This is a genomic window from Pseudomonas helvetica, from assembly GCF_039908645.1.
Taxonomy (GTDB): Bacteria; Pseudomonadota; Gammaproteobacteria; order Pseudomonadales; family Pseudomonadaceae; genus Aquipseudomonas; species Aquipseudomonas helvetica.
On record NZ_CP150917.1, the window covers coordinates 2,840,471 to 2,851,310 of the forward strand.

Sequence of the window (10,840 nt, forward strand, 5' to 3'; positions counted from 1 at the left end):
CCATCCCGGACAACAACGGACGTTCCCATGACAGCGCAGTCGGCCACGAACATTCTCGACACCGTCGAAGGCCAACGTCTGGTTGGTGATGAGGCGGAGTGCTGGCGTGAGTGGGGCCCGTATTTGAGTGAACGGCAATGGGGCACCGTGCGCGAGGACTACAGCGCCGATGGCGATGCCTGGACCTATTTCCCGCATGAGCACGCCCGCAGCCGGGCCTATCGTTGGGGCGAGGACGGATTGGCCGGGTTCTGCGACCGGGCCCAGCACTGGTGCATCGGGTTGGGGCTATGGAACGAGCGCGACCCGATTCTCAAGGAGCGCCTGTTTGGTCTGAACAATGCCGAAGGCAATCACGGCGAGGACGTCAAAGAGCTGTATTTTTATGTCGATGGCGTGCCGAGCCATGCCTACATGCGCATGCTCTACAAATACCCGCAAGCTATGTTTCCCTATGCCGATCTGGTGGCTGAAAACGCTCGTCGCGGCCTTTGCGATACCGAGTATGAAATCCTCGATACCGGGGTGTTCGAGGACGACCGCTACTTCGACGTAACGGTGGAATACGCCAAGAACAGCCCGGACGATCTGTTGATGCGGGTCACCGTGCACAACCGTTCGGATCTGCCGGCGCGCCTGCGAGTCTTGCCCCAGGTGTGGGCGCGCAATACCTGGAGTTGGGGCGGTGACCGACACATGCCCAGTCTGACGCTGACCGGTGATTCGGTCCTGGCGCAGCACCCGATGCTCGCGGACCGGCAACTCAGTGCCTGGGGCGAGGAGGGCTGTGAGTGGCTGTTCTGCGACAACCATACCAATCATCCGAAACTCGACGGTGTGCCCGCCAACGGCCCGTTCAAGGATGGCATCAACGATTATCTGGTCGACGGTGTGGCGGGGGCGATTCGGCGTGACGCCGGTACTCGGGTCGCGGCGCATTTTGTTCTCGAACTGGACGGGCTGGCGCGCAAATGCATCTACCTGCGCTTTGCGCCGACCGTCGCGCCCAAGATCAACGCCAAGGTGCTGTTCGAACGCCGCCGCTTGGAGGCCGATGACTATTACGCGGTGCTGCAAGCACAGATGACGGACCCGGACGCACGTAACGTTCAGCGTCAGGCGCTGGCCGGGTTGCTCTGGTCCAAGCAGCTGTATTACTTCGACGTCAATCGCTGGCTCGACGGCGACCCCGGACAGCCCTCGCCACCGCCCGGACGGCTGAACATCCGCAACACCCATTGGCGGCATTTGTCGAACTCCGACATCGTTTCCATGCCCGATACCTGGGAATATCCGTGGTACGCCTCGTGGGACCTGGGCTTTCAGGCCGTTGCTTACGCGTTGATCGATCCGGGTTTTGCCAAGCATCAACTGCTGCTGTTGGTCAAAGACCGCTTCATGCACCCCAACGGCCAACTGCCGGCCTACGAATGGCGTTTCGACGATGCCAACCCGCCGGTGCATGCCTGGGCCAGTTGGCGGGTGTATCAGCGTGACAAGGCCTTGACCGGCGTCGGCGATATGGATTTTCTCGAGCGGATTTTCCACAAGCTGCTGCTGAATTTTTCCTGGTGGGTCAACCGCAAGGATGCCGAAGGTCGAAACCTGTTCCAGGGCGGGTTTCTCGGGCTGGACAACATTGCGCTGTTTGACCGTTCGGCCGCGTTACCACCCGGTTTTCACCTGGATCAGGCCGACGGCACGGCATGGGTGGCGGCGTATGCGCTGGACTTGATGCGGATTGCCCTGGAACTGGCCAAGCGCAATCCGGTGTACGTCGACATCGCGGTGAAGTTCTTCGAGCACTTCCTCTATATCGCTGGCGCCATCAACCGCGTGGACGATGCCGCGGAAGGGTTGTGGGATGAGCAGGATCAGTTTTTCTACGATGTGCTGCACCGCCCGGATGGCGTCAGCGAACCGCTGCGCCTGCGCTCCATCGTTGGCTTGATGCCACTGTTTGCGGTGCAGGTGCTGGAACAGCATGAGCACGAGGGGTTGCCGGGCTTGCGTGAACGTTTATTGGGCTTCCTGCATCATCGGCCGGACCTGGCAAGTCTGATTTCACGCTGGACCGAGCCTGGAAAAGGCAATCGGATCCTGCTCGCGCTGTTGCGTGGCGAGCGCACCAAAAACCTGCTCAAGCGCATGCTCGATGAGGCCGAGTTCCTCTCCGAATTCGGCGTTCGCTCCTTGTCCAAAGCCTTCGCCGAGCATCCGTTTCGCATGCAGATCAATGGCAATAAACTGTGTGCCGACTATGAACCGGCGGAATCCGGTTCGCGGCTGTACGGCGGCAATTCCAACTGGCGCGGGCCGTTGTGGATGCCGATCAACTACCTGCTGATCGAGTCGTTGCGTGAGTTTCATCGCTACTACGGCGAAAATTTTTCGGTCGAATACCCCAGCGGCTCAGGCTATCTGGCATCGCTTGCCCAGGTAGCCGACAGTTTGAGCCAGCGTCTGACCCGACTGTTCTTGCGGGATGAAAACGGTAGCCGACCGTCGATGGTCGGCTACGCGCAGCTCCAGGCCGACCCGTTGAGCTGCGACCTGGTGCTATTTCACGAGTATTTCCACGGCGAAACCGGCCGCGGCTTGGGTGCCAGCCATCAAACCGGCTGGAGCGCGCTGGTCGCGTTGTTGCTCTGAACGCCAGGCAATTTCCGTAGCAGCTGGCGTAGCCTGCGTCCGGCTGCGAAGCAGCCGTAAACCCTATGTGCAAGGTTTAGCTGAAAAGCCGCAGTGCCTGATTTCACGACGGCTACGTCCGAACGCGGCCCGCACCGAACGCAGCCTTCGGCAGCTGCTACAAAGCCCTGTCGATCAAGCGATCAGCGTCACTTCGCGCTCCAATGCCCACGGCGCGATCAAGCGCTGCGGGGTCTGGCAGGTTTTGCGCTTGAACACGAAGTTGCGGCACTTCTCGGCGAACTGCTGGCGGTTGTGCACCATGTCCAGTTGCATCTGGGCCAGCTCGGCCTCGCGACAGTGTTCGATCTGCTGAACGTCCATGCTGGTTCTTTGCGCGCGAAACGCCGCGTACTTTTCATCGGTCAAAGCGCCCTTGGCCTGTTGCAACAGCCATTGGCTGAACTCGCGGGGGCAGCGCGGACCAATCTCCTGAATCATCCCCAACTGCCAGGACTGAAACGCGCTGACCGGCAGGCAGTCTTCGGTCAGCTTGTGCGCGATTTCGCTGCCCACTGCTCGGGGCAGGCTGTAGGTCCAGTATTCGGAGCCATACAGGCCCATGGTTTTGTAATGCGGATTGAGTACGACACCCGCTCGGGCAAACACGATGTCGGCGGCCAGCGCCAGCATCACACCGCCGGCTCCGGCACTGCCGGTCAGGCCGCTGACCACCAGTTGCCGGGCCGTCAACATTTCCTTGCAGACATCGTCGATCGCCTGAATATTGGCCCAGGCTTCCAGCCCCGGCACCTTGGCAGCCTGAATGACATTGAGGTGCACACCGTTGGAAAAGCTTCCACGACCGCCCTTGATCAGCAGCACCTGGGTGTCCCGAGCCTTGGCCCACTGCAGCGCTGCAACTAGCCGCTGGCATTGTTCGGTGCTCATGGCGCCGTTATAGAACTCGAAGGTCAGTTCACCGACGTGCCCCGACTCCCGATAACGAATCGGTTGATAGGTCGCCTCGTTGAACGGTTGGTTGGCGATCGATCCGTCCAGTACCGGTATTGCATCGAGTTGCCCGGCCAGCACATGCCGCGCCGGCAATTTGAAGGTTTCTTCTCCTGGCTGAGCCTTGCGCTTGAGCGAGCCGATCCACAGGCTGTGATCGCCGGTCGCGACCAGTACGGCATCGTCTTGCACGGCAAGGATTTCCCCCGGCGTGCCGGTACGTGAATCCAGGTGGGCGTCGTACAGGTAATACTGCCCGCCGGCCAGGCTCGCCAGCACTCCGGGTTGACCGTCGGCGGCATCGAGGGTGCGTTTGATGAACTGCGCGCAATCGTGCCAGCTGAAGGTTCGGTCGGCCTGTTTCATGTTTGGCTTCAGGCGCCCGATGACGTTCGGTTGCGTGTAATCGAGGGGTGTCGGGACGAAGTCGCTGGCGAATTTTTCCACCACGTCACGGATGCAATAGATCGCGGCGTCGCTCACCGGGCCGTTGTACAGCTCGGATTTGCGCACGTCGGCGGGCATATTGAATTCATAGGTCGACCAGATCGGCCCGGCGTCCATTTCTTCGACCGCCTGCAAGGCCGTGACGCCCCAGCGGCTGACCTGCTGGGTGATGGCCCAGTCGAGCGCGCTGGCACCGCGGTCGCCGACGATGCCTGGATGAATGATCACCACCGGCCGGTCCGGGTTGCTCCAGAGCTGTTGCGGAACACGATCCTTGAGAAACGGGCAGATCACCAGATCGGCCGCCGATTCTTCGATCTGCCGGCACACCGAGGCTTCGTCGGTGAACAGCACCACGCTGGGCTCGTGACCTGACTGGCGCAAGTCCAGCCAGGCCCGTTGGGTCAAACCGTTGAACGCCGATGACAACAAAATGATCTTCAATGATCGCATGAGTGACTCTTCCCTGAGGATGCGCGGCCGGAGGCTCCCATTGAGCCGTCCCTGGCCTTTGATGGAGGCGCAAGGGTAGAGAGTGTGTGGCGAGGGTTAGCTGATCGAGATCAATCTGAAACGACAAAACCCGCAGCCTTGTGAAAAGGCGGCGGGTTTTCGTTATTCGCAGACACGACCGAGAACCTGTGGCGAGGGGGCTTGCCCCCGTTGGGGCGCGAAGCGACCCTAAAACCGGTGTCCGCGGTGTATCTGGAAGTTTCCGTTGGCCGGGGTGACGACTGCTGCGCAGCCGAACGGGGGCAAGCCCCCTCGCCACAAGTGCCCCACGGTGTTGCTTTCTACTCCAGTGAATCCGGCGGATCAAGGTGATCCAAGGCGCGATTCACCGCCAATTCGGTCAGCGAAATCATCTGCTGAATCGCCAGCGCGGTATTGCGTTTGGGGCCTTCGAGGTCGAATGCCAGATCGCTGGCCATGACATTCACTGAGGCGAGGGTTTCGCAGGCGTGGGCCAGCAGGGTTTCGCTGTCAACGTCGGGGGCAATGACGAAAATGCAGCCGGGGCGTCGGTCGGCTAACAATGCCTTGGTTTCGGGCAGCACCAGGTAGTGATCGAGCGCACGGTGTGCAGCGGCGTGGAGCTCTTTTGAATCGAGGGAGGCGTAGGGAGAGACGGGATCGGTTTCGGGAGGGTTGGGCGTTGGTTTGAACATGGTGATGCTCCTGATTGTTTCAAAGGAGCTGCCAATATCACTTGCAGATGATGGGTGGCAGCTAAGCGCGGGTCTGCAAGACCGGGAAACCAGGAACCCGGCAGACCCTAAGGTCTCCCGCGCAAAGCCGCCATAAAGCGGACACAAAAAATCGTCCTTTGCTTATGGTGTTGCTGTGCGACTGGTTATTTCCGGCGGGCTTGCAGACCCGATCACTGATGAGCAGTGACACGGAAACAATAAGAGCAAGGCCAAAAGCGCACAAGCCGGCGGATTCTGGCGTAGGTGTAGGCCGTGACGCAAGACGTTGTAGCCTCTGATGAGCACTGCGTAGGCAAGCTTAAACGCCCGTCGTAGCAGCTGCCGAGCCCGCGAGGCTGCGTTCGGCCGCGAAGCGGTCGTAAAATCAAGCAACACCTTCTTTCAGGTAAATCGCGTACGCAGGGTTGGCGAGGACTCTGTCCTCGAACGCAGCCTCGCGGGCTCGGCAGCTTGCTACGGGTGCAGGCTCTACACCTTGGTTATCTATGTAGGGTTTCACGTGGAGGACCAAGGCATAAAGTGACCCTCGATTGGAAGTGGCCGAGGGCGACACTGACGAGTTCATCCGTGCGGTTGGATACGTCGCCAAAGCGCGCGGTATGGCCCAGATTGCGAATGACTCAGGCCTTGGTCGGGCAAGCTTGTACAAAGCATTTGCGCCAGGCGCCAAGCCACGCTTCGACACGGTGATTAAAGTGATGCGTGCGATGGGCATTGAGCTCCACGCCACCGTAGGGCGTGCTTGAAATCCTTGAACAACAAGCCCGCCAATGGCGCAATGCTGTTCACTTAAGCCGATGTTTCAGGCACAACCGCAGTTGTGGCGAGGGAGCTTGCTCCCGCTGGGGCGCGAAGCGGCCCTGAATTGGGCCTGCTACGCAGTCCAGCGGGAGCAAGCTCCCTCGCCACAGATACTTCTCAGGCCTCCAGACTTCCTTAAGTGAACAGCATTGCGCCATTGGCGGGCTTACTGTCAAAGGCATTTGTCAAAACGCAAAACACGAACAGCCAAACGCGCCCCAGAATCCCTGGAAGTCGCTGACGGGTGCGTTCGACAAGCGCGCCCGCTCATGGCTGTGGGCATGCACTGCGCAGGCACCTGCGCATTGATGCATCTGGGCAGTGAGCGGTGCCAAGGGTTTCCAGTGCCCCGGCACGTTCACCACCGGTGACCAGTCGGGCATGACCGGCAAATGCGGTGGGCCGAGTTTTTCGAATTCGAGGCTGCCGTACACCACCTTGCCATCGACCACGGTCAGCACCGATTCAATCCATTTGATCGCTTCGTCGTCGACGCTGAAGTAGTCGGCAGACAACGCCACCAGATCGGCCAGTTGCCCGACCTTGATCTGGCCCTTTGTGCCTTGCTCGGAGGAGAACCAGGCGCTGCCATGGGTGTAGAGTTCCAGCGCTGTGTCACGGCTCAGGCCTTGCGGGTAAAGCTCCAGGCCGCCGACGGTGCGGCCGCTGACCAGCCAGTAGAGTGATGTCCATGGGTTGTAGCTGGAAACCCGTGTGGCGTCGGTGCCGGCACCGACCGGAATACCTTCGGCGAGCATGCGCTGGATCGGAGGGGTGTGCTCGGCAGCCTTGGCGCCGTAACGGTCGACAAAGTATTCGCCCTGAAAAGCCATGCGGTCCTGAATCGCAATGCCGCCGCCCAGTGCACGAACCCGCTCGATGTTCTGCGGGGTGATGGTTTCGGCGTGATCGAAGAACCACGGCAGCCCGTCGAACGGGATATCGCGGTTGACCTTTTCGAACACATCGAGCATCCGGCTGATCGATTCGTTGTAGGTGGCGTGCAGGCGAAATGGCCAGCGCTGCTCGACCAGATGCCGCACCACGGGCTCCAGTTCCTGCTCCATGGTTTGCGGCAGATCGGGGCGTGGTTCGAGGAAGTCTTCAAAGTCGGCGGCGGAGAACACCAGCATTTCGCCAGCGCCGTTGTGCCGCAGGAAATCGTCACCCTGGCCGTAGTGCGAGGTACTGGTCCAGTTCTTGAAGTCGGTCAGTTCTTCCTTGGGTTTTTGGGTGAACAGGTTGTAAGCGATGCGCACGCTCAGTTGCCGGTCCTTCGCCAATTGCTGGATGACCTGATAGTCGTCCGGGTAATTCTGAAAGCCGCCACCGGCATCGATGGCGCTGGTGACACCGAGGCGATTGAGTTCGCGCATGAACTGCCAGGTCGAGTTGAGCTGATACTCCAGTGGCAGCTTCGGCCCCTTGGCCAGCGTCGAGTAGAGAATCATCGCATTCGGGCGGGCGATCAGCATGCCTGTAGGGTCGCCATTGGCATCGCGCTGGATTTCGCCACCCGGCGGGTTCGGGGTATTGCGGTCGTAGCCCACCACTTTGAGTGCTGAGCGGTTGAGCAGGGCGCGGTCATACAGGTGCAGGACGAACACCGGTGTGTCAGGCGCAGCCTTGTTCAGCTCTTCAATCGTCGGCAGGCGCTTTTCGGCGAACTGGAACTCGGTCCAGCCACCGACCACGCGCACCCATTGCGGTGCCGGTGTGCGATCAGCCTGGTCCTTGAGCATGCGCAAGGCGTCGACCAATGACGGCACACCTTCCCAGCGCAGTTCGAGGTTGTAGTTCAGGCCGCCACGGATCAGGTGCAGGTGCGAGTCGTTGAGGCCAGGGATCACCGTACGTTTTTGCAGGTCGATGACTTGCGTGCTGGCGCCGCGCAGGGGCATGACGTCCGTATCATTGCCGACGGTAATAAACCGCCCGTCCTTGATGGCGACCGCGCTCGCAAGGGGTTTATCCCGGTCGACCGTGTGCATGCGACCGTTGAACAGGATGAGATCGGCTGGGGAGTTGGTCATGCTGGTGCTCTGCGCAAATAGAGGACTGGTCCAGGCGCTGACGGTGCCTGCCGAAAGGCCTTGCAGTACGCGGCGGTGGTTGAAATCGTCGTGTTCATCAGGTGGGCTCATGGCGCCGTTCTCCGCAGGTGTTCGGTCGAGCGAGCAGCCGAATGTGCGAGCCATACGGCCAGCAAAGAATATAGACGGCAAATCCGCAGTCGATGTGTCGGGCGGGCACATTTACGACCGGCAGAAACGACGAATCCCGCCATAAGGGCGGGATTCGTAGGCAGCCAGAGGGCTCCCGAGGCTGGGAGCCGTCGTCTTAGCTTGGGAACAGCTCGGACAGTTTCATGGCCAGCATCATGTCGCCTTCAGCGCGCAGTTTGCCGCCCATGAATGCCTGCATGCCGTCGGTCGAGCCGTCGACGATGCCTTCCAGGGTTTCGCCGTCCATGACCAGAGTCACTTGAGCGTCCGGGTTCTCGCCTTCTTTCAGCTCGCACGTGCTGTCTTTAACGATCAGCGAGAAGTTCTTGGTGTCGTCGATGCGGAAACCGAAAACCAGGTCCAGACCGGCAGCAGCGGCTGGGTTGAACTTGGCTTTCATGGCTTGTACGGCGTCAGCTACGGAGGTCATGGTTCGATCCTTTTATGAAGTGTTACAGCAAGGGTCACAGTGATCCGGACTCAACGGAAAGTGATGAGTTCCGGGGCCTTCAGCAGTTGCAAATGTGCATGACTGTTGAAGGAAGCCAGTGTCACCTCGCGACCACGGAACTTCAGTTGGTTGAGCGAGGTGTTAACGATTTGCCAATTCAGCTCAAAGGCCTGCCTGGCCGGCATTTGAGTAATCAGGTGGAGCAGGGCAGTGATGGTCCCGCCGGAGGTGAACACGGCGATTTTCTGGGTGTTGTCGGCCTGTTCGAGAATACGCTGCAAACCGGCCTGGACCCGCTCGACGAAGCCTGGCCAGCTTTCCAGCCCCGGTGGGTCGTAAGTACCGGCCAACCAACGCTCGATGATCAAGGCAAAGATTCGCTGAAACTCGCCGCGATTCTGCGCGGCATTGCGCAGAATATTCAGGGCTTCGGGTTCTTCGGGCAGCAGGTCCGGAATCAGCGCGCGAATCACCGCGTCGGCGTCGAACTCGTTGAAGGCTGAATCGATTTCCAGCGGCGGCACTGGCAGGCCGACAGCGCCGAATTGTGCCAGGGCACTGCTGGCGGTGTGTTGCTGGCGACGCAGGTCGCCCGACAGGCAGCGATCGAAACTCAATCCCAGTTCAGCCAGGTGACTGCCGAGTATTTCTGCCTGGCGAATACCAGTCGGCGACAGCACGTCGTAGTCGTCTGCACCGAAAGAGGCCTGGCCATGTCGAATCAAATAGATGCTGCCCACGTCCGCGTCATCCGGGTACGTTGAAGGTTTTGCGAGGTTATGAGGATGGCGATGAGCTGTCAATGAAAAAACATACGCTTGTTTGAAATGCTCGTTGGGGGCCTGTTGCAGAAGGTTTCACGACTGGTCGCAACGCGGCTGCATGGGTATGCTGAAGGTATACGCGCCTGCGTGTTCTGCGGCGCACTGTCGTTAAGGAGTCAATGTGGAGTTTTTCGCCGAGTACGCAAGTTTTCTGGCTAAAACCGTTACCCTGGTGATCGCCATTCTGGTGGTCCTGGCCAGCTTTGCGGCGTTGCGCAGCAAAGGCCGGCGCAAGTTCACGGGCCAGTTGCAGGTCAGTAAACTCAATGATTTCTACAAGGAACTGCGTGAGCGCCTGGAGCAGACACTGCTCGACAAGGACCAGCTCAAGGCCTTGCGTAAATCCGAAGCCAAGTCCGAGAAAAAACAGAAGAAAAAGCCGGAAGCCAAACCGCGGGTGTTCGTGCTGGATTTCGATGGTGACATCAGGGCTTCAGCGACTGAAAGCCTGCGCCATGAAATTACCGCGTTGTTGTCCCTGGCCACGCCGAAGGACGAAGTCGTGCTGCGCCTGGAAAGCGGCGGTGGCATGGTTCACAGCTACGGTCTGGCGTCCTCGCAACTGGCGCGCATTCGTCAGGCCGGTGTGCCATTGACCGTGTGTATCGACAAGGTCGCGGCCAGCGGTGGTTACATGATGGCGTGCATCGGCGAGAAGATCATCAGTGCGCCGTTTGCCATTCTGGGTTCGATCGGGGTGGTGGCGCAGTTGCCTAACGTCAATCGCCTGCTGAAAAAGCACGACATCGACTTTGAAGTCCTGACGGCGGGTGAGTACAAACGCACGCTGACAGTGTTTGGCGAAAACACCGAGAAGGGCCGGGAGAAGTTCCAGGAAGACCTGGATGTGACTCACGAACTGTTCAAGAACTTCGTCTCACGCTACCGGCCGCAACTGGCCATCAATGAAGTGGCCACCGGTGAAGTCTGGCTGGGTGTTGCCGCACTGGAAAAACGACTGGTCGATGAGCTGAAAACCAGCGATGAATACCTTGCCGAACGGGCCAAGGGCGCAGAGCTGTTTCACTTGCATTATGCCGAACGCAAGAGCCTGCAAGAACGCGTCGGCCTGGCGGCCAGCGGTTCGATTGATCGGGTCTTGCTGACGTGGTGGAGCCGTCTCACCCAGCAGCGTTTTTGGTAGGGAGCACGGGGCTCGCCAATGCGGGCCCGTTTTTACGGCGTCGAGTGCAATGCTCGACGCTGCTCAGTTTCGAGTTTTTACCCGCCGTATTT

General features: G+C 59.8%; 7 protein-coding genes and 1 pseudogene. 3 read left to right on the top strand and 5 right to left on the bottom strand.

Annotated elements, in window-relative coordinates:
• Window positions 1-27 precede the first annotated feature (27 nt).
• A complete protein-coding gene (locus AABM55_RS13115; protein WP_347929800.1) occupies window positions 28-2,652 on the top strand; it encodes a glucosidase in 2,625 nt (874 codons plus the stop codon).
• 174 nt (window positions 2,653-2,826) lie between these two features.
• Here AABM55_RS13115 and AABM55_RS13120 read toward each other — a convergent pair whose 3' ends face one another.
• Together AABM55_RS13120 and AABM55_RS13125 are read right to left on the bottom strand one after the other, a co-directional pair.
• Window positions 2,827-4,545 carry a hydrogenase maturation protein gene (locus AABM55_RS13120; RefSeq protein WP_347929801.1) on the bottom strand — a complete coding sequence of 573 codons (1,719 nt, stop codon included), beginning with the start codon at window positions 4,543-4,545 and terminating at the stop codon, window positions 2,827-2,829.
• A 341-nt stretch (window positions 4,546-4,886) separates the two neighbouring features.
• A complete protein-coding gene (locus tag AABM55_RS13125; RefSeq protein WP_347929802.1) occupies window positions 4,887-5,261 on the bottom strand; it encodes a DUF6124 family protein in 375 nt (124 codons plus the stop codon).
• Window positions 5,262-5,839: 578 nt separating this feature from the next.
• Between AABM55_RS13125 and AABM55_RS13130 the strand changes: the two are divergent.
• A pseudogene (locus tag AABM55_RS13130) lies at window positions 5,840-6,049 on the top strand (addiction module antidote protein); the annotation flags it as partial.
• 240 nt (window positions 6,050-6,289) lie between these two features.
• Here the strand turns inward: AABM55_RS13130 and AABM55_RS13135 are convergent.
• From AABM55_RS13135 to AABM55_RS13145, 3 genes are all read right to left on the bottom strand, one after another.
• Entirely contained in the window at window positions 6,290-8,137 is a 1,848-nt protein-coding gene (locus AABM55_RS13135; protein ID WP_347930024.1) for an amidohydrolase, read from the bottom strand.
• A 307-nt stretch (window positions 8,138-8,444) separates the two neighbouring features.
• Complete coding sequence (locus AABM55_RS13140) at window positions 8,445-8,759, bottom strand: SCP2 sterol-binding domain-containing protein (protein WP_019690779.1); 315 nt, start codon at window positions 8,757-8,759, stop codon at window positions 8,445-8,447.
• A 50-nt stretch (window positions 8,760-8,809) separates the two neighbouring features.
• Window positions 8,810-9,520, bottom strand: coding sequence for a histidine phosphatase family protein (locus AABM55_RS13145; RefSeq protein ID WP_103319722.1), 711 nt, complete (start codon window positions 9,518-9,520; stop codon window positions 8,810-8,812).
• A gap of 205 nt (window positions 9,521-9,725) precedes the next feature.
• On the opposite strand from AABM55_RS13145, the gene sohB reads away from it, so the two are divergent.
• Window positions 9,726-10,748 (top strand): protease SohB, encoded by a 1,023-nt coding sequence (gene sohB / locus AABM55_RS13150; protein WP_103319724.1) that lies wholly within the window; start codon window positions 9,726-9,728, stop codon window positions 10,746-10,748.
• Window positions 10,749-10,840: the final 92 nt, after the last annotated feature.

What these genes read in the sequence shown, in the direction of transcription:
- AABM55_RS13135 (WP_347930024.1), bottom strand. Translation starts at nt 8,137, where the DNA reads ATGACCAACTCCCCAGCCGATCTCATCCTGTTCAACGGTCGCATGCAC.
- AABM55_RS13115 (WP_347929800.1), top strand. Translation starts at nt 28, where the DNA reads ATGACAGCGCAGTCGGCCACGAACATTCTCGACACCGTCGAAGGCCAA.
- AABM55_RS13125 (WP_347929802.1), bottom strand. Translation starts at nt 5,261, where the DNA reads ATGTTCAAACCAACGCCCAACCCTCCCGAAACCGATCCCGTCTCTCCC.
- AABM55_RS13140 (WP_019690779.1), bottom strand. Translation starts at nt 8,759, where the DNA reads ATGACCTCCGTAGCTGACGCCGTACAAGCCATGAAAGCCAAGTTCAAC.
- AABM55_RS13120 (WP_347929801.1), bottom strand. Translation starts at nt 4,545, where the DNA reads ATGCGATCATTGAAGATCATTTTGTTGTCATCGGCGTTCAACGGTTTG.